Genomic DNA, 18458 nt, shown 5'->3' with positions numbered 1-18458 from the left:
GTTTCGTCAGTTGTGCGTGTAGTGCCCGTTGATGACCTATATGGGCTATATGAGAGACCGTGCGGGCGAACAACCGGGTATTCGGACTGCGTTCGAGTGAATACACGCCACCTCCGGTTGCCGATCCCGGCCTTCGTCGTTTCCCAGGGCACGCGTCGCCGTCCGGCGTCGCGGCGGTTGGAAACGGAGAAGCAGTGATCACGTTCAAGAAGGCTTCTGTCCTCGCGGTCGGCGGTGCCGCGCTGTTGCTCGCCGGCGCGGGTGCGGCCCACGCCGAGTCCGAGGCCGAGGGTACGGCCGTCGGCTCGCCCGGCGTGGTGTCCGGCAACCAGGTCCAGATCCCGCTGCACGTGCCGGTCAACCTGTGCGGCAACACCGTGGACGTCGTCGGCATCCTGAACCCGACGTTCGGCAACTCCTGCGCGAACATCGACTTCGACGAGTGACCCGACCCGGCGCACACGCGCTCGGCCGATCCCCGGCGGGCGCCGCGCACCGCGCGGCGGGCGTTTCCTCCGCGCCCGCATTCCGTGGCACGGCGTCCTGACCCGCCAACGGCACGAGTGCTGCGGGCGGGAGGAGTTGCCGGTTCCCGTCACGCCCGGCCCTGACGGGCTGACTCGCCGCGGGGCGCTCGGTGCCCGTCGGGGCCGGGCGGCATCCGGGCGGCGGGAAAACCGGGGAACCCGTTCGGCCACGCCACGAGCCCCGCGAGGTGCGTCCGTGCCTCGCGGGGCCCCCGCACGTGAGGGCCGGGCAGGTGAGGGCTGGGAGGTCCGACTGTGGACTGGGACCGCGTCGCCGACGATTTGTACGCGCTGCCGCCCGACGAATTCACCGCCGCGCGGGAGAAGTTCGCGTCGGCGGCGGTCAAGGCGGGTGACAAGGCGCTGGCCAAGCGAATCCGCGCGCTCCGGAAACCGCCGCTCGCCGCGTGGGCGAGCAACCTCCTCGTCCGCGCGCAGCCGGACGAGGCGCAGGCACTCCTCGAACTCGGCCGCGCGCTGCGCCAGGCACACCAGGACGTCGCCCCCGATCTGCTGCGGAGACTGTCCGCGCAGCAGCGCCAATTGACCGCCGCACTCGCCCGGCAGGCGCAGGCGCTCGCCCGCCGGGAAGGTCACGCGGTCACTGACCAGGTCGTCCACGAAGTCCAGGGCATCCTGCACGCGGCACTCGCCGACCCGGAGGCCGGTGACGAATGGGCGCGTGGCCGACTGTCCCGGAACATCTCCGCCTCCGGGTTCCCGGCGGCCGGCACTGCGCCGGCCGCGATCTCCCCTGACAGGAAGCCGGCGGCGCGGAAACCGGCCGGGAAGAAAGAACCGAGCACGGCCGCCGCCGAGCGGACGACGGACAAGGCCCAAAAAGCCGACGAGAAGCGAGCCCGGGAACAGGCCGCCCGGGAGGCTCGCGCACGTCTCGAAGCCGAACTCCGGCAGGCGCGCCGCGAGGCCGAGGACGCAGACCGGGCCAAGCGCGATGCGGAGAAGGAACGCGCTTCGGGTGAGAGGGCGCTGTCCCACGCCGAGGAACGCCGGGAACGGGCCCGACACCAGGTCACCGACCTCGCCGACCGGCTCCGGGACGCGGAAGGCGAGCGTGACGAGGCCGAAGAGGCCGCAAAACGCGCCCGCGACCGCCTCAGATTCGCCGAACGAACCGCGCGCGAGGCCCGTTCGGCCGCAGACGCTGCGGCTGAGCGCACGGAGGAACTGGCACGGCGGCTCCGGGACTGATGCAGGACCGGGCAGGCCGGGGCAGGTTGGGACTTCCGCATCGGCGGCCGGAGCCTGATGGTGGAGAGGTACGCAAAATGCGCAACGCCGGGTCGGACGGGGGTGAGCGCGGTGTACGAACGTCCGCGGTGGCGGCCGGCCTTGGCGGTGGCGGTGGCGGCGCTGGGGGTCGGCGCGGGAACGCTCGTGTGGGTGACGGGCTACGGAGAGGACCCGCTCGCCGAGATCATCATCGCGTCGGTGCTCGTCGTCGTGCTGACCATCGCCGCCGTCCACAGTGCCTTGGACGACAGCGACCACCTGCCGCGCGGTCGGGGACGGCCGTAAGTCGCGGACCCGTCGAGACGGGACGAAGCAACGCGTCAAAGCGGTCGCAGTACAGTCGGCGTATGGATCTCCCGCAGAAGCCGACCGCCGTCTCCGGCTCCGACGCCACCGGACGCGGCGATGCGGAGGACGGTTCGTACTGCGCGGCTCCCGGGGCGAGGACGGAGCAGACGCAACCGGCCGGGCCGCCGTACGCGGACTGCGTGTACTGCGGCCGACCGACCGAATACGCCGCGACACAGCCCGGGGTGACGTTGTGCCCGGTGTGCGAGTGGCAGGAGTCGCAGCGCGGGGCGTGCTCGGGCTGAACCGGATCGCCGGTGCCGATCGGACGGCTATCTGCGCGCGTCCCTGACGACGTCGGGAGCCACCATGGCGAGGCCGCCGACCACGATCAGGGCGATGTTGATCCACAGGACGCCGTCGCTGTAGGGCACGAGCCGTGCGACCACCCGAAACGGTGCCCAGCCGATGTACTCCCGGCAGATCCCGGCCAGCCCCAGCGCGGCGAGGAGGAAGCCGCCGGTCTCGAAGATCTTCCGCATGCCCCGATCGTCCGCCGCGAGCCGGTCCGCGGGAAACTTCCGAACGTCGGCCCTCGATTCGACGAAAGTCGCGAATGCGCTGTCCGTTGGTTCGTGTCTCCAGCCCGTCTGAGCCCGGCCGAATCCCACGGCGCCGCACGGCTCTTGGTGCGGAGGCACGGGTGGTGGGCCGCGTGGTCGGCGAGAACCGCCGCGAGCGCGTGGCGAGTGATCTCGGCCGGTCGGCGGGATGCCGTGGCAGCGGTGGATCGGTCCCGGTGTCCCGCGTTGGTCTCGGCCGGCCGACGAGGTGCCGTGGTGGCGCTGAACCGGGCCCGGTCCCAGGGCCGTGCCGGGCGGCCTGTACAGTTGCCCGCGAAGGGGAGTAGTCCCGCTTTTGTCGGTTGGTCGACATACTGGCGCCGCCTCGGTGCCCGGCCATCGAGCCCGTGACCCGCGCTGCGGGGCCGGGTGGACGAGACCTTCGACCGTTGAGGTGTGCGTTGCGCGGCCTGGCCGCGCGGTATCGACGCACACCCGGGTCGAAGGCACCCCGCCTCCCGCGTGTGCTCTCGGCCCGGTGGACCGAGAGGCAGAGGGTTTTTCGATGAGTCTGACCGCCGCGGCGACCGCCTTCGTGGTGATCTTCCTGGCCGAACTGCCGGACAAGACGATGCTGGCGTCGCTGATGCTCGGCACGCGGCTGCGTCCCCTGTGGGTGTGGCTGGGGGTCTCGCTGGCGTTCCTCGTCCACGTGGTGATCGCGGTGACCGCGGGCGGGCTGCTGAAGCTTGCTCCCGACACGGTCGTGAAGTCGGTCGTGGCCGTGCTGTTCGCGATCGGCGCGGGCGTGCTGCTGTTCGGCAAGGACGACGAGGACGACGAGGCCGACGCCGCCACGAGCGGTGCCGCGGGCCGCAAGGCACTGGGCTTCACCGGCACCGTCGCGACCAGCTTCGGGCTGATCTTCCTCAGCGAGTGGGGGGACATCACCCAGATCGGCACCGCCAACCTGGCGGCGAAGTACGACCCCGTCTCGGTCGCGATCGGCTCGGGTCTCGCCCTCCTGACCGTCTCGGCACTCGGCATCGCGGCCGGGCGCACGCTGCTGAAGTACGTGCCCATGCGACTGGTACGCCGGGCCGGGGGCATCGTGATGGCCGTGCTCGCCGTGGTCACGGTCGTCGAGATGCTGTAGGCCCGGCGTACGCAGGTGTCGCCGACACCGCCGCAGGGACGGGGGCGGCCGGCTGATGACGCGCGGGGGGCCGGGCGCCGGTCTGCCGCGTGCGAGCGAGCTTCATGCGCGGGCGTCCCGGCCGGCGCGTCCCTGCGCGTGCATCCTGTCGGCGTGTGCTGCGCCGGCCTTCGTGCGCGAACCCCCTGCGGTGCTCGGGGCCGGTGGTTGCGGGGAGCGGGGCCGGGTCGTACGGTTTGACGTATGAAGACTTGTTCAGATGAGCTGGTGGGAGTCGTCCGGTGACCGCGATGCATCCCGCGGACGCGGACGCCGGGTGCGGGATACGGGTGGTCGACGCCGATCGGGTCGCGGTGGTGCGTTCGGCGTTGCCGGAGGAGGAGCGGGTCGCCGAGGCGTCCGAGGTGTTCTCGTTGCTCGGCGACCCCGGCCGGCTGAAGTTGCTCGTCGCGCTGCTCGAAGGCGAGATGTGCGTGTGCGACCTCGCGGCGGCCTGCGGTCAGGGCGAGTCGGCGGTGTCGCATCAGTTGCGGTTGCTGCGCGCGCACCGGGTGGTCACCGCGCGCAGGTCCGGGCGCATGGCGTACTACCGGCTTGCGGACGCGCACGTGCGGCTGCTGCTGGACGTGACCTTGGCCCACCTCGACCACGGCGAGCCGGGCACGGCGCGGGCGGTGGAGTCGACCGCGGCATCGGAAAGGGCTGCGTCGTGACGTCCGCGACCGGTCCGGAGAAGACCCCTGGGGAGCACCACGTGCATGCGCACGGCGACGCGCATGGGCACGGCCACGGCTCGCACGACGGGCACGGCCACGGAAGCCATTCCCACGGCGTGTCGCCCGATGCCGATCGTCGCTACCTGACAGCCGCGCTCGTGCTGATCGGCGCGTACATGGTCGTCGAGGTCGTGGTCGGCGTCATCGCGCAGTCGCTCGCGCTGATCACCGATGCCGGGCACATGCTCACCGACGCGTTCTCGATCGTTCTCGCGCTGATCGCCATGCGGCTGGCGGCGCGGCCGGCGAGCGGGCGGTGGACGTACGGGCTCAAGCGCGCTGAGATCCTGTCCGCGCAGATCAACGGGATCACCTTTCTCCTTCTCGTGGTGTGGTTCACCTACGAGGCAATCCACCGGCTCGTCGACCCGCCCGACGTCGAAGGCGGTCTGGTGGTCGCCACCGCGGTCGCCGGGATCGTGGTCAACGTCGCCGCGGCGTGGCTGATCAGCCGTGCGAACCGGTCGAGTCTGAACGTCGAGGGCGCGTACCAGCACATCCTCAACGACATGTGGGCGTTCATCATCACGACCGTGTCCGGTGTGATCGTGATGACCACGGGCTTCGCCCGCGCGGACGCGGTCGCCTCGCTGGTCGTCGCAGCGCTGATGCTCAAAGCCGGTGTCGCGCTGGTCCGCGAGTCGTGGAAGATCCTCCTCGAAGCCGCGCCCGCCGGCCTGGAACCCGACCACATCGGCGCGGAACTGGCCCGTCAGGACGGCGTCGCCGAGGTCCACGACCTGCACATCTGGACCATCACGTCGGGATTCCCCGCCCTGTCCGCGCACGTGCTCGTCGACGCGGAACACGACTGCCATGCGGTACGCGACAGGCTCGCGCAACTGCTGCGCGAGCGCTGGGAGATAGCGCACACCACGCTCCAGGTCGACCACGTCGTACCCAGCGTGTGGACGATCGCCGCGGCACCGGGCGGAGACGGCGCGGCCGCACCGCCGTCGGCCCATTGCGTCGACCCTCGCCAGACGACGGACCGGTGACGTACGGGACGAGGACCGTGCGCCCGGTTCGTCGCGGCCTTCGCCCTCCCGGTCGGCGAGGGCATCGCGCCGGAGGCGTGCAGCCGGCGACGCCGGGCCGGTCACGTGCCGGATAGTGCGTCCGCAGGGTCTCGTTCCGGTCGAGCTCCGGCCGTGGACCGGCGGCCACAACGCGCGTAGGTGTCACGGGAGTCGGGGCCGAGGCAGACGGGCCGCCCAGGACATGGCCCGGCACCGGCAGAACGCGCGGGTCGCCGGGTCTCAGAACGAACGCGGGCCGCCGGGTCCGCTGTGGTGCCGCGGGTCCTCACTGCCTCCGGCCGGAGCCCGAAACACTCTCGCATTCGAAGAGCCGCGTCATGATCTCCAGGGCGCGTGCCAGAGCCTCGCCGAGTGACGGACCGGTCGGCTCGTCGGGTTCCAGGGCCCAGTCCTCCACCACGATGCGCAGCGCCGCGTTGAGCATGCCCGCTTCCAGCCGGACCGCGAGATCGTCCGCCGACCTGTCGGTGCCCTCGGCGATCAGCCCCGCGAACACGGCTTCGGCGTCGAAATGCGTCTCCAGCCAGATGGCCCGGAGCCCGGGCTCCTCGCGGGTCAGCCGGACGAGGTCGCGCAGGGCGTCCAGGCGCTGCGCGGCCACCAGGTCGGGGTCCTCGGCGCGCGGCATCGCCTGGGTGAGCGAACTGCCGCCGCCCCAGTAGTCGCGAAGGTGCTCGGTGATCAGGTCGAGGCCCGCGGTCAGCAGGGGACGCGCGCAGTCCTCCTTGGAGCGGAAGTAGCGCCACAGGGTGCGTGTGGACACCCCGGCGGCGGACGCGATCTCCTCCGCGGTGGTCGCCGCCACGCCTCGGGTGACGAACAGGCGGACCGCCTGGTCGGCGATCTCCATACGCGTCGCCCGGCGGTGCCGCTCGGTCAACGGCGGTCTTCCGGTACTCGCCACGGTTCCCCCCACGGTTACCCCCACGACGCGCCCCTCCTGGCCCCCACGGACCCGGTTGATCTTAATCGATGTCGCACTGCGACTTTGTGGCACGATGCGACATTGCGGTGCTACGGTGTCGGGCGCGCTGATTCCGCTTGGGCGCGCCGATGCCACAGGGGCGCATCGGCGCCCCCCGGAATCAGGCGCTGCCGCCGCGATGTGCATCCGCGGCGGTGGAACGCGACAGCAATTCGGTCACGTATGAGCGCACCCCCAGTTCGGCTTCGTGAGTCCACCAGCCACGACCGGCCCCTCGACGGGAGTCTCATGTCCGATAATGCGTATCCCCGTACTTCTTCCGGTTCCGGCCCCACCCGTCGCCGCGTGCTCGGCGCCGCACTCGGCGCGGCAGCGCTGGGCGGCTCCCTTGCCGGCGCAGGCAAGGTGCAGGCGCTGACGTCCTCGAACACCTCGAATACCTCGACCACTTCTGCCGCCGTGACGGAACGGCGGGAACGGGCCGTGATCGTGGGCAGCGGCTTCGGCGGCGGTGTGACCGCGCTGCGGCTGGCGCTCGCCGGAGTGCCCAGTCTGGTCCTGGAGCGCGGCAGGCGCTGGCGCACCGGACCGAACGCCACGACGTTCTGCCGCTTCGCGACCATGGACAACCGATCCGCGTGGCTGACCGACCACAGCGTGGTCGGCACCCCGCATACGTGGACGCCGTACACGGGCGTCCTGGAGGCGGTCGACGGCAACGGTATGACGGCGATGTGCGGAGCGGCGGTCGGGGGCGGTTCGATCCCGTACCACGGCATGACGCTGCAACCGACGAAGGCGGCATTCGCCGCGTCCATGCCCGAGGCCGCCCACCTCTACGACGAGTTGAACCGGTGGGCGTACCCCGCGGTGGCCCGGAAGCTGGGCGTCTCCCCGCTCCCCGACGACCTGTTGGCAGCCGACCCGTACAAGTCCTCGCGCCTGTTCCAGGACGTCGCGCCGCGGGCGGGCCTGAACACATTTCGGGTCCCGCTGCCCATCGACTGGCGTTACGCGCGCGGTGAGTTGGAGGGTCGCTACCAGCCCACGTACACCACCAGCGACATCGCCTTCGGCGTCAACAACGGCGGCAAGCAGTCCATCGACGTCACCTATCTCGCCCAGGCCGAGGCCACCGGACGGGTCGAAGTGGCGCCCCTCCACGTCGTACGCGACCTCGCGTTGGACGCCAACCGCCGCTGGGTGCTGTCCGTCGACCGCATCGACACCGGCGGCAACGTGCTGGAACGCATCCGCGTCACCGCCGACGCCGTCTTCCTCAACGCCGGCTCCCTCGGCACCACCCGCCTGCTGGTCAAGTCGCGCGCCAAGGGCCTCATCCCGGACCTGCCGGACGCCATCGGCAGCCGCTGGGGCAACAACGGCGACCGGATCTGGGCGTGGATCAACCCCAACGGCGACGCCGGAACCGTGCAGGGTGGCCCGGCGTGCGTCGGCGGCACCGATCCGACCAGCCCGATCCCGTTCACCGTCGTCCACGCCGGGTCGCCCGTCCAGCAGCCCGGGGCCACCGCGCTGACCGTCGTCGGCTTCGGTGTCGTCGACGGTGTGGGCACCTGGACCTACGACGCCGCCAAGGACGACGCGGTCCTGACCTGGCCGACCGACGGGGACGCCGCGCTGCAGAAGCTGATCACCGCGCGCATGCAGGCGATCGCGGCCGCGGGCGGCGGCATGATGATGGACACCAACGCGGGCAGGCCCTCCACGTGGCACCCGCTCGGCGGCGTGCCGACGGGCGACGCCGTCGACCTCGCCGGCCGCGTGCTGGGGCACCGTGGCCTGTACGTCCTGGACGGCGCCCGCATCCCCGGTTCCACCGGCGCCTGCAACCCGTCCATGACCATCGCCGCCCTCGCGGAGCACAGCATGGCCACCATCGTGCGCGACGACGCCTGGCGCGTCTTCTGACGCCTGGAGCGCCCCGAGTTGCGTAGTGCCGGGGTTTCCGGGTAGCCGCAGAGCCCGGACAGGACTGCGATGCGCCGTGCGCGCGGAGGGAGTGGCGGCAGCCGAGGGCGAGCGGCCGGGCGGACGAGCCCGGGAAAGGGTGAGTGCTGATGACACCCCGACACGAGACAGACCGCGGCGACGGTGCCCGGGCGGCGGGCGGCAGGACGGCAGCCGGGCTGACACCCCGGGACGTGCATCTGCGTACCGAACTGGCGCACCATCTCCGAGCGGACGTCTTCCCCGCCGACCGCGGGCGGATCCTCGACCACCTGCGCGGGGACGCCGCCCACAACGACGTGATGGACCTTGCCCGAAGCCTCCCGGACGACGATCGCCGCTATGCGAACGTGCAGGAACTCGCCGCCGAATTGGGGCTGGGGACGGGACACGGGCACACCTGAGCGACCACGACCGAGGGGCGAGAAGCGCCCGGAAAACGGCGCTTCTCCCCCCTCGGTCGTGTCTTCCCGATCGAGTTCGCCCGACTCAGCTCGCCGCCGACCGGGCCGCGCGCAGGCGTTCCGCACGCAACTGCTCGTGCCAGCGGTCTTCCAACGGCGTGAGCGGAACACCCGTCGCCCACGTCAGCAGCAGATCCGCCAGCGCGGGGTTGCGGGACATCACCGGACCGTGCAGGTACGTGCCCAACACCCGTCCCGCGTACGCCCCTTCGGTACCGTCGTCGGTGCCGTTCCCGAACCCGGCGGTCACCCGCCCGAGCGCCTTCGCGCCGGGGCCGATGTGTGTCACGCCCTGATGGTTCTCGAATCCGGACAACGGGGGCAGCGCCAGCTCCGGATCGACATCCGCGAGGACCTCGCCCACACACCGCCGCCCGGCCGGTCCGCGCCCGGACTTCACGTCCAGCAGCCCGAGGCCCGGCTCGACGCGGTCCAGGTCGTCGACGAACTCGTGGCCGATGATCTGGTAGCCCGCACACACCGCCAGCAACGTCGCGCCCCGCGCGACGGCCTGCCCCAGACCCGGGTCCTTGCGCAGCCGCTCGGCCGCGAGCCGCTGCGGCCGGTCCTCGCCGCCGCCGATCAGGTAGATGTCACCCGACGTCGGCACCGGCTGGTCGGAACGCACGTCGACCCGCTCCACCTCGATGCCGCGCATCAGGGCGCGGCGCTCGACAATCAGCACGTTGCCCTGATCGCCGTACGTGCTCAGCAGGTCCGGGTAGATCCACACCAGCCGCAGTTTGCTCATGCCGATCACGCCTGCGCCTCCTTGATCGTGCGGCGCAGCCGCTGGAACGCCGTGTAGTTCGCGATGACCTCGATCTGTCCCGGCGGGCAGGCCGACACCGCACCCGCGAGGTTTTCGTGCACGCTGAACGTCAGCCCCGCCACGTCGAGGCGTACGGCGAGGTCGAGGCGCCGCTGGCCGAGCACGAACAGCGGGCGTCCGGCGAGCTTGGTGTAGTCGACGTCCCACAGCCACGAGGTGTCCTTGCCGTCCGCGTCGAGCGCGTTCACGGCCAGGATCACCGGCGCGGGCGGGGCGTCGATCAGCGAGAACGTCTCCAGCCAGCCCGCCGGGTTCTTCGCGAGCAGCAGCCGCAGGTGACGGCCCTGGTACGGCACGACGTCGTAGCGTCCCGCGACCGCCGTCACGTTCTTCATCCGGGCCAGCGCCGCCGAGGTCTCCACCCCGAACACCGACGCGACCGCCGCGGCCGTCGTGGCGTTCGCGCGGTTCGCCCGCCCCGGCAGTTGCAGGTCGAGCGGCCAGACCCGGCCGTCAGGGTCGACCATCTGCTCGCCGACCAGCGACCACGTCACCTGCGGGCGCCGGAAGTCGCACTCGCCGCAGTACCAGTCCTCGCCCGGACGGTGCATGACGCCGCCGCACGCCGGGCAGGACCAGGAGTCCTCCTGCCACATCTGGCCGGCCGCGACCCACACCACGTCCTTGGCCGACGAGGCCGCCCACACCACCAGCGGGTCGTCCGCGTTCGCGACCAGGATCGCCTCGGTGCCGCGCAGCCCCTCGCGCCACTTCTCGGCGAGCATCCGCGTCTCCGCGGCCCGGTCGAGCTGGTCGCGCGAGAGGTTCAGCAACACGATCGCGAGCGGGTCGGCATCGCGTGCGACGCCCGACAGGTACTTCTCGTCGACCTCGATCACGCCGTACTGGGCGTCCTTCGCACCGGCGAGGGCGGACGTGATCCCGGCGGGCATGTTCGCGCCGAGCGCGTTGGAGACCACCGGGCCGGCGGCGCGCATGGCCTCCGCGATCAGGCGGGTGGTCGTGGTCTTGCCGTTGGTGCCGGAGACCAGTACGACCTGGAGGTGGTCGGCGAGTTGGGCCAGCAGGTCGGGGGCGATGCGCAGCGCGATCTTGCCGCCGATCACCGAACCGCTGCCCTTGCCCGCCCGCCGCGAGATCGCCGCGGTGACGCGGTTCGCGGTCACCGCCAGTTTGGACCGCGGCGGCAGCGCGCCCGGTCCGCGCACGGCCCCGGTGCCCTGGCCCGGAACGGAAGTTCCTGTCATCGGATGCGTATCCTCCAGCGGTCTCGCCGTGCCACCGCGCGACCAGGCCGGCGGCCGTTCCCTCGAACCCCCCTCGCGCAGGACGACCCGACGGCCACACCGGACCCGGAACCCGCGACGAACCGCCTTGCGCCGTACGGCACCTGACACGCTTTCGGGGCCCGTACCCGGACCGGCCGTCAGGCGGGGATCCGTATACGTCGCGTCAGCCTACCGAGATCGGACCCGTGCAGTGGCCGCGGCACTCGCCGAATACGCCGGTCGCGGGCGGAGAACGGGGCAAACGTCACCGCACGCGGCACCCTCGCGCCCTTCGGGCGTGTCCGCGGCGGTGATCCTGAACAATCATGGGGCGGCACGCCGTGCCGCATCCGGTATCCGCGGGGGCACTCTTCGACACCGAGGGGAATCCGGATATACCGGAGCCCCGTTGTTCGGCACAGTGGGCGGCACGGGGCGCAAAAGCAGGAGGGCGGGTTCGACATGGGGGGCGGAAACACCGGTGGGGTCGTGCCGCGGGCGGTGACGGCGGTACGCGCGGCCCGCTCGCGGCCCATCCCGCGCGTCGCCCTCGGCGCCGCCCGCGCACTGGCCGTCGGGCGCCTCGCGGTCGGCGTCGTCCAGGCCGTCGCCCCGAACGCCGCCGACCGCCTGCTGCCCGCCCGTCCGGCCGGCGCCGGCGACGAATCCGCCCTCGCACGCGGCCTCGGCGTCCGCGACACCGTCGTGGGCGTCGGTTGGTGGCATGCCCTCGACCGAGGCCGCGGCGCAGCCGAGTGGGCCTGGCTCCAGGTCGCCTCCGATCTTTCCGACAGCGCCGGCACGGTCGGCCGCTGGCGCACCCTGGACCGCCGCGAGAAAACCTGGATGCTGCTCCTCGGCGCCCTCACCGTCGCGGACGCGGCCGTCGCGGTCGCGCTGGGCGGCGCGGACGAGGACACCGCGGGCTCGTAGCGGACGCGTTGCCGCGTGCAGACCACGGGCGCCGGGACGGTCGTCCGCGAGCCGGGCTTGCCGAACCACCTCGATCGAGGTGGCCATGTCCGCCACCACCACGCACTCCAGCGCCAGGACCGCCACGGTATGCATGGCGTCACGCCCGTCTGCGGCGCCCGGACGACATCGCCGGTACCGGAAGCCGGTATCGCCGTGCAGTGACCGTCGACGCGGAAATCAGCGACGGCGAGGCGAGAAAGACCCCGTCCCGCTCACCGGGGGAATGCCCGCACGAGCCGTCAGGCCCTGCGCGCCCCCAACGGGCGGTAGACGACCAGGCGGCGGCCCTTGGCGATGCGCAGTTGGGAGGCGCCCGGGCGGACTTCGCCGTCCACGGCCAGCGGGGCGCCTTCCTGGATCTCGGTGAGGCGCACGGCTCGTGCGGTGGAGGCCTCGTACACCCTCGACCGGGCCAGCGTGCCCGACAGGACCGCGGCGACCAGGCGGATGCGGGCCGCGGGGCGGGCCGCGTCGACGAGGCGGACGTCGAGGAGGCCGTCGTGGAGGTTCGGACGGTAGGTCGGGGCGAAGCCCGGTGGGGCGTAGACGCCGTTGCCGAGGAACAGGAGCCACACCGACCGGGCGCGGCCGTTGACGCGCAGTTTGACCGGCCGGGCCTCCTTCAGCACTTCCACCAGGCCGACCAGCATCGCGGGCCACTTGCCGATCCGGCCCTCCAGCGACTCCCGCGCCCGCACGAGATCCGGGTACACCCCGACGGAGAACGTGTTGAGGAAGACCTCGGGTTCGGTGCCGCTGAGCGGGCCGAAGTCGTACGTGCGGTCCCGGGCGATCTCCGCGACGTCGACGAGCACCGCCTCGCCCGCGCGGACCGCCCGCGCGGTGTCCTCGAACCGTTGCAGGCCCAGGTCGGCGGCGAAGTGGTTGAGCGTCCCGGCGGGGAAGACCGCGAGCGGGCGGCCGAAGTCGAGCGCGACCTTCGCCGCCGCGTTGATCGAGCCGTCGCCGCCCGCCACCCCGAGGACCACGGCCTCGGACGCGGCGCTGCGCAGCAGTTCGACCAGGTCCGAGCCGTCGCTTTCGGCGGCGGTGTTCTCGTCGTAGGCCGTCGCGCCCGACTGGGCTTCCGGGTCGGTGTCGGGCGCCCCGCGTTCGATCACGGTGGCCAGCGGCAGCAGCTCGCGCAGCCGCGGCGCCACCTCGCCGTCCGGGCCCGCCGACGCGTTGACGACCACCACCAGGCCCTCGCCGCCGGGCAGCGCCGGGACCCGGACCCGGGGCTGCGGCGCGAAGGCCGCCACCATCGGACGCCTCGGCCACCAGCGCAGCGTGAGCACCGCGACACCCGCACCCAGCGCCGCACCCGCCAGCACGTCTCCGGGGTAGTGCACGCCGGTGTAGACGCGCGAGAACGCGACACCGCCCGCCAGCACACCGGCCGCCGCACCGAGCGAGCGCGACTCCAGCGCCACACCCGTCGCGAACGCCGCGGCGGAGGCCGCGTGCCCCGACGGGAACGACGTCGTCCAGGGCTGACGCGCCAGCCGGCGCACGTGCGGCACGAGATCGAGGACCGGGCGCGGGCGCCGCGTCCAGTTCTTCAGGAAGACGTTCGTCACCGTCGACGCCAACGCCACCGAGCCGAGCCCGCGCAGCGCCGCCCGCCGCCCGGACCGGCCGCCCGACAACGCCATCGACGCAGCCGTCACCATCCACAGCCGCGACCGGTTCGCGGACCGGGACAGGGCCGGGAGTGCTCGGTTCGCCCACGGTACGTGGTGCGACGCGACCCAGGCGAAAGCCGCCTGGTCGGCGCGGTGGATGCGGCCCAGCATGCCCGGCCGCGATCCCGGGGCGCCGGGTACGCGCGTCGGCGCCGCGCCGGCCGCGCTGGCCACTCCCAGCGCGCCCGCGATGCCGGCGGCCAGGCCGGTCACCCGGCTGCCGACCGAATCCGCGGCGGCACGCCGCCAGGCTGTGACCGCCGCGGTCCCGTTCCATCCCCCCACGCCGCTCAAACCGCTCCAGCCGCCCGACGCTTTCGCCATGCCGTTACCGTCGCCTGTGCCCTTCCCGGCCCGAGTGACCAGCCTCGCCGTGGATCCCGCCTGTTTGCCCAGGCCCGCCTGGGTGCCGAGCCAGTGCCCGGCCCAGTCGCGCCATTCCGCCGACTGGCGGCGAACGCCAGGGTCGGCCGCCGCCCTGCCCATGATCGCCCGGGCCGCCGCCGCGGTCACCCCGACCGCGATCACGGCTGCCGCGGCCGAACCCGTGCCGGGCCTGTCCCACGCCGGCGTCGTCCGCCTCATCGGGCGAGTGCCCCGGACAGCCGCGCCAAATCCGCGCGGTATTCGATCACCGGCTCCCACGCCTTCGGCCACGCTGCCATGCCGTACGCGGCACCCGCGAACGCACCCGCCAAAGCCGCGATCGAGTCGGAGTCGCCCGACGACGCCGCCGCGCGGGCCAGCGCGTCGACGGGCTCGCCCTCGTACAACAACACGCACAGCAAGCCGGTCGCCAAGGCCTCTTCCGCGATCCAGCCGGCCCCGGTCACCTGGCACGGATCGCCGCGCCGGTCGGCGAGGGCCACGGCGGTGTCGAGGCGGTCGAGAACGGCCAGGCACTCGTCCCAGCCGCGGGCGATGAACGCCTCCGGCGTCGTCCCGAACGGTCCGCGCCACAGCCGGTCGCCCAACCAGTCGCCGTGGTAGACCTCGCGCTGCGCCCGGGCGTGTTCGCGCAGACGGCCGGGGAGCTCGTGCGGGGCCACGCCGGCGCGCAGGGCGTGCACCGCCGCCGCGGTCAGGTCCGACGCGGCCAACGCGGTCGGGTGCCCGTGGGTGAGCGCCGACTGCAACTGCGCCGCCGCGCAGCGCTGCTCCTCGCTGATGCCGTCGAGCAGTGCGACGGGCGAGACCCGCATATTGGCGCCGCAGCCCTTGGAGCCGCGCACGGTCGCGTCCACCCACGACGCGACGTCGGCCAGCGCCTCGCAGGCGCGCAGGCATGTGTTGCCGGGGGCGCGGTTGTTGTCGGGGGAGGCGTACCAGGCCAGGAAGCGGTCACGCAGATGCGCCGCGAACGGTTCGGGAGCCAGGGGACCGTCCGCGGTCGCGGCGACAAGGGCGTCGGCCACCGCCAGGGCCATCTGCGTGTCGTCGGTCACCAAGGCCACGCCGCCGTGAACCGGCAGGTCGCGCGGGCCGGGGACATCGTGGCGGCGCATGATCTCCGCGTACGACAAGAACTCGGTCGGGGCGCCGAGCGCGTCACCGTATGCGAGTCCGAACATCGAACCGGCCACCCGGTCGTACCCCACGCCCACTCCCTCACTCCGCGGCACGGACCGCCGCGGGACTCACGGCAGCGTAACGTCCCGGTCGCGCGGGCACGCGCCGACGGGGACTCGCCGCGGTGCGGGAGGCGGTCGGGCGAACCGTCCGAGGGGACATGGGGATGCCGGGCGGTCGGCGGCGAACTGTGTGGCCGGAAGTGGGCGGTGGTGGGGTGTCCCGGCGAACCCGCCGGGGCGCAGAGGGGTTTGCGCGCGCGGGACTCGGTCGGCGCTGTTGATCGTGGTGTCGGCAAGTCCCGAGAGGGGTTCGCGCGCGGGGCTCAGGGCCGGTAGCGGATCGGGTGGTCGTCGGGGATCTGCACGACGCAGATGCGCAGGCCGTCCGGGTCGGCGATCCACATTTCGTCGAGGCCCCACGGCTCACGACGCGGCTCGCGGAGGATCTCCACGCCGCGCTCGGCGAGTTCCTTGTGCGTGGTGGGCAGGTCGCGGACCTGCATCCACAGCTGGGTCGCGGCGGTCGGAGCGATGTCCGCGCCCGCGGAGACCTCCAGGAAGCCGCCCCCGAGGAAGAAGACCGTGCCCCGGTGGTCGCCGGCGCCGAATTCTCGATGGATCGCGAGTCCCAGGACGTCGCGGTAGAAAGCGCGGCTGCGTTCGAGATCGGTGGGCCGCAGAAGGATGCGGCTGCTCAGGACGTCCATGACCGTCTTTTGGCCCGCGAGCGATCGGGTTATGCACGTTTGCGGCGGGGCGGGACCGGATCAGCCCGCTTTCGGAGGAATCCCGCCTGCGGGCTGAGCCGATGTCTCCGGCGCGCTGTCCGCTGCGCTTGCCGCCGTGCTTGCCGCCGTGCTGTCCGTGGTTCGGTCGGCGGTGCCTTCCGTCGATGTTGCCAGCGCGGTCGGCAGGGCGCCCCATAGGAGTTCGGTCAGATGAGCCGTCAGTTCGGGGCGCCGGCAAGGGCGTTCGTCGAGCCACCAGTCGCCGGACGCCTGGACCATGCCGACGATGCCGTGTGCCCAGGCCCGGGCCAGGACGCCGGTCGTGCCCAACGGGTCGAAGGAACGGGCGAGTTCCTCGCCCACGCGGCGCTGGTACGCGGTCACGTGGCCGTGCACGTCCGCCGACTCCGCGCCCGCGCGGTGCAGGAGAAACCGGTACACCTGCGGGTTCGCCTCGATGTGCGCGAGATATGTGTCGATCGTCGCCTGGATCCGGTCGCGGGGAGTCGTGGTCCGCCCCGGGTGCACGGCCGCCCGGATGGCCAGCGCGAGCTCCTCGGTGTGGCGTTCGGCGAGCGCCCGGTACAGGCCGTCCTTGTCGCCGAAGTGCCGGTACAGGATCGGTTTGGTGATGCCGGCCTCGGCGGCGATGGTGTTCATCGACGCGTCGGGGCCGTCGCGCATGACGACGCGGTCGGCGGCGTCGAGCAGTTCGCGCCTCCGCCGCGCCGAGCGGCGGCCCGGCTGGGCCGCCGATACCGGGGCGGAGGCACCGGTGGTGGCTTCGTCGTGCGTCATACGACTCTTTGCCGTACCTTCATGTCCCGTACCCGTCCCGTGCTCCCGTGCCTGTCCGTGTGCTCGTGCCGGTGCGCATGCGCCGGGGCTCGGTCGTCCGCCGCGACGCCCGCGCCGTACCCATCGCAGTCTCCGGCATCCGCGACGCCCGCGCGACGCAGGGGCTTGGGGGACCGGGCCGAAGGGTTTCTGATTGTGCGTCAGGGAATCTTGACCGGATGTTACCAGGGGTAACAGACTGCGACATCCGCCGTCCACCGCAGGGGAGCCAGATTTCATGACCGCCTTCTCCCTCCACCTCAGCGACGACCAGCGCACCGTCCGGGACTGGGTGCACGCCTTCGCCGCGGACGTCCTGCGCCCGGCCGCCGCAGAGTGGGACGAACGCGAGGAGACCCCCTGGCCGATCCTCCAGGAGGCGGCCAAAGTCGGCCTTTACTCCCTCGACTTCTTCTCCGCCCAGGCGTTCGATCCCACCGGCCTCGGCATCCCCCTCACGATGGAGGAGTTGTTCTGGGGCGACGCAGGCCTCGGGCTCGCCATCACCGGCACCACCCTCGCGGCGGCCGGCCTGGTCGCCAACGGCAGTGCCGATCAGGTCGCCACCTGGGCGCCCTTGATGTTCGGCACGCCCGACGACGTCAAAGTCGCCGCGTTCTGCTCCAGTGAGCCCGACGCCGGGTCCGACGTCGCCGCGATGCGCACCCGGGCCACGTACGACGCGGCCACCGGCGACTGGGTTCTCGATGGGGTGAAGACCTGGGCGACCAACGGCGGAATCGCCCACGTCCACCTTGTCGTCGCCACCGTCGACCCCGCCCTGGGCGCGCGCGGGCACGCGAGTTTCGTCGTACCGCCGGGCACGCCCGGTCTCAGTCAGGGGCAGAAGTTCCGGAAACACGGCATCCGTGCGTCGCACACGGCCGAGGTCGTGTTGGAGAACGTCCGCGTCCCCGGCGACTGCCTGCTCGGGGGCAAGGATGCGCTCGACACGCGCCTGGCACGCGCCCGCGAAGGGGCCGGTTCCGGCCGCGGCAACGCCGCCATGGCCACCTTCGAGTCCTCCCGGCCGGCCGTCGGCGCGCAAGCCGTCGGCATCGCCCGCGCCGCCTACGAGTACGCGCTCGACTACGCGACCACACGCGAGCAGTTCGGCCGGCCCATCATCGACAACCAGGGCATCGCGTTCACCCTTGCCGACATGCGCACCCGCATCGACGCCGCCCGCCTCCTCGTCTGGCGCGCGTCGTGGATGGCCGCGACCGGACAGGCGTTCGGCGCCGCCGAGGGGTCGATGTCGAAGCTGTACGCCGGCGAGACCGCGAAATGGGTCACCGCCCAGGCCATGCAGATCCTCGGCGGCAACGGCTTCACCCGCGAATACCCCGTCGAACGCATGCATCGCGACAGCGCCGTCTACACCGTGTTCGAAGGCACCAGCGAGATCCAGCGCCTCGTCATCGCCCGGGCCGTCAGCGGCGTCCCCATCCGCTGACGGCCCGGACGCGCGAACGGCCCGACACCGCGCGAGGGCGACGCCGGGCCGTCGGGCCGGCGGCGTCTCAGCCCGGGGGCACCGGTTCCGGCTTCGGCTCGGGCCCGGGATCGGGCGGGAGCGGGTCCGGGAAGGGGTCGGGCAGGGGGTCAGGCTCCGGGCCCGGCTCCGGATTCGGCTT

The 18458-nt window shown here is 72.5% G+C and carries 18 protein-coding genes and 1 pseudogene; 11 read left to right on the top strand and 8 right to left on the bottom strand.

Going from position 1 to position 18458, the window contains the following annotated elements:
- The first annotated feature begins 194 nt into the window (after positions 1-194).
- From ACRX5W_RS17790 to ACRX5W_RS17775, 4 genes are all read left to right on the top strand, one after another.
- Positions 195-446, top strand: a complete 252-nt coding sequence (locus tag ACRX5W_RS17790) for a chaplin (protein ID WP_436789147.1) — start codon at positions 195-197, stop codon at positions 444-446.
- Between the two features lie 336 nt (positions 447-782).
- Entirely contained in the window at positions 783-1739 is a 957-nt protein-coding gene (locus tag ACRX5W_RS17785) for a hypothetical protein (protein ID WP_436789146.1), read from the top strand.
- Positions 1740-1850: 111 nt separating this feature from the next.
- Positions 1851-2066, top strand: a complete 216-nt coding sequence (locus ACRX5W_RS17780; RefSeq protein WP_436789145.1) for a hypothetical protein — start codon at positions 1851-1853, stop codon at positions 2064-2066.
- A gap of 62 nt (positions 2067-2128) precedes the next feature.
- Entirely contained in the window at positions 2129-2374 is a 246-nt protein-coding gene (locus ACRX5W_RS17775; protein WP_436789144.1) for a hypothetical protein, read from the top strand.
- Between the two features lie 27 nt (positions 2375-2401).
- On the opposite strand, the gene ACRX5W_RS17770 is transcribed toward ACRX5W_RS17775, so the two are convergent.
- Entirely contained in the window at positions 2402-2611 is a 210-nt protein-coding gene (locus ACRX5W_RS17770; RefSeq protein WP_436789143.1) for a hypothetical protein, read from the bottom strand.
- A 586-nt stretch (positions 2612-3197) separates the two neighbouring features.
- Between ACRX5W_RS17770 and ACRX5W_RS17765 the strand changes: the two genes are divergently transcribed.
- The 3 genes from ACRX5W_RS17765 to ACRX5W_RS17755 all read left to right on the top strand — a co-directional run bounded on the left by ACRX5W_RS17765 (position 3198) and on the right by ACRX5W_RS17755 (position 5562).
- The gene (locus tag ACRX5W_RS17765; RefSeq protein WP_436789142.1) at positions 3198-3788 is read left to right on the top strand and encodes a TMEM165/GDT1 family protein; all 591 of its coding nucleotides are present in this window, start codon (positions 3198-3200) and stop codon (positions 3786-3788) included.
- A gap of 290 nt (positions 3789-4078) precedes the next feature.
- A complete protein-coding gene (locus tag ACRX5W_RS17760) occupies positions 4079-4501 on the top strand; it encodes an ArsR/SmtB family transcription factor (RefSeq protein ID WP_436789172.1) in 423 nt (140 codons plus the stop codon).
- A complete protein-coding gene (locus ACRX5W_RS17755; RefSeq protein WP_436789141.1) occupies positions 4498-5562 on the top strand; it encodes a cation diffusion facilitator family transporter in 1065 nt (354 codons plus the stop codon). The genes ACRX5W_RS17760 and ACRX5W_RS17755 overlap by 4 nt, the downstream gene beginning before the upstream one ends.
- A 307-nt stretch (positions 5563-5869) precedes the next feature.
- Here the strand turns inward: ACRX5W_RS17755 and ACRX5W_RS17750 are convergent, their stop codons facing one another.
- Positions 5870-6454 (bottom strand): TetR/AcrR family transcriptional regulator, encoded by a 585-nt coding sequence (locus ACRX5W_RS17750; protein ID WP_436789171.1) that lies wholly within the window; start codon positions 6452-6454, stop codon positions 5870-5872.
- 363 nt (positions 6455-6817) lie between these two features.
- On the opposite strand from ACRX5W_RS17750, the gene ACRX5W_RS17745 reads away from it, so the two are divergent.
- Both ACRX5W_RS17745 and ACRX5W_RS17740 read left to right on the top strand, forming a co-directional pair.
- Positions 6818-8461: a GMC oxidoreductase gene (locus ACRX5W_RS17745; RefSeq protein WP_436789140.1), complete on the top strand. Its 1644-nt coding sequence runs from the start codon at positions 6818-6820 to the stop codon at positions 8459-8461.
- Positions 8462-8610: 149 nt separating this feature from the next.
- Positions 8611-8904 carry a DUF2795 domain-containing protein gene (locus ACRX5W_RS17740; RefSeq protein ID WP_436789139.1) on the top strand — a complete coding sequence of 98 codons (294 nt, stop codon included), beginning with the start codon at positions 8611-8613 and terminating at the stop codon, positions 8902-8904.
- Between the two features lie 85 nt (positions 8905-8989).
- Here the strand turns inward: ACRX5W_RS17740 and ACRX5W_RS17735 are convergent, their stop codons facing one another.
- Both ACRX5W_RS17735 and ACRX5W_RS17730 read right to left on the bottom strand, forming a co-directional pair.
- On the bottom strand, positions 8990-9721 hold the full coding sequence (locus ACRX5W_RS17735; RefSeq protein WP_436789170.1) for a type 1 glutamine amidotransferase: 732 nt from the start codon (positions 9719-9721) through the stop codon (positions 8990-8992).
- Positions 9721-11004, bottom strand: coding sequence for a MurT ligase domain-containing protein (locus tag ACRX5W_RS17730; RefSeq protein WP_436789138.1), 1284 nt, complete (start codon positions 11002-11004; stop codon positions 9721-9723). The genes ACRX5W_RS17735 and ACRX5W_RS17730 overlap by 1 nt, the downstream gene beginning before the upstream one ends.
- 483 nt (positions 11005-11487) lie before the next feature.
- Between ACRX5W_RS17730 and ACRX5W_RS17725 the strand changes: the two genes are divergently transcribed.
- A complete protein-coding gene (locus ACRX5W_RS17725) occupies positions 11488-11958 on the top strand; it encodes a hypothetical protein (protein WP_436789137.1) in 471 nt (156 codons plus the stop codon).
- 281 nt (positions 11959-12239) lie between these two features.
- Here the strand turns inward: ACRX5W_RS17725 and ACRX5W_RS17720 are convergent, their stop codons facing one another.
- From ACRX5W_RS17720 to ACRX5W_RS17705, 4 genes and pseudogenes are all read right to left on the bottom strand, one after another.
- Positions 12240-14270, bottom strand: coding sequence for a phosphatase PAP2 family protein (locus tag ACRX5W_RS17720; RefSeq protein WP_436789136.1), 2031 nt, complete (start codon positions 14268-14270; stop codon positions 12240-12242).
- Positions 14267-15256, bottom strand: coding sequence for an ADP-ribosylglycohydrolase family protein (locus ACRX5W_RS17715; RefSeq protein WP_436789169.1), 990 nt, complete (start codon positions 15254-15256; stop codon positions 14267-14269). Before ACRX5W_RS17715 ends, ACRX5W_RS17720 begins: the two co-directional genes overlap by 4 nt.
- A gap of 323 nt (positions 15257-15579) precedes the next feature.
- Positions 15580-15963 (bottom strand): VOC family protein, encoded by a 384-nt coding sequence (locus tag ACRX5W_RS17710; RefSeq protein WP_436789135.1) that lies wholly within the window; start codon positions 15961-15963, stop codon positions 15580-15582.
- Between the two features lie 195 nt (positions 15964-16158).
- Positions 16159-16782 (bottom strand): annotated as a pseudogene (locus ACRX5W_RS17705) (TetR family transcriptional regulator); the annotation flags it as partial.
- Between the two features lie 277 nt (positions 16783-17059).
- Between ACRX5W_RS17705 and ACRX5W_RS17700 the strand changes: the two are divergent.
- Positions 17060-18277: an acyl-CoA dehydrogenase family protein gene (locus tag ACRX5W_RS17700; protein WP_436789134.1), complete on the top strand. Its 1218-nt coding sequence runs from the start codon at positions 17060-17062 to the stop codon at positions 18275-18277.
- Positions 18278-18458: the final 181 nt, after the last annotated feature.

The organism is Yinghuangia sp. YIM S10712, from assembly GCF_051388935.1.
GTDB lineage: Bacteria > Actinomycetota > Actinomycetes > Streptomycetales > Streptomycetaceae > Yinghuangia.
Note: the sequence above shows the minus strand (reverse complement) of the source record. Positions and strands in the feature narration are given on the sequence as shown.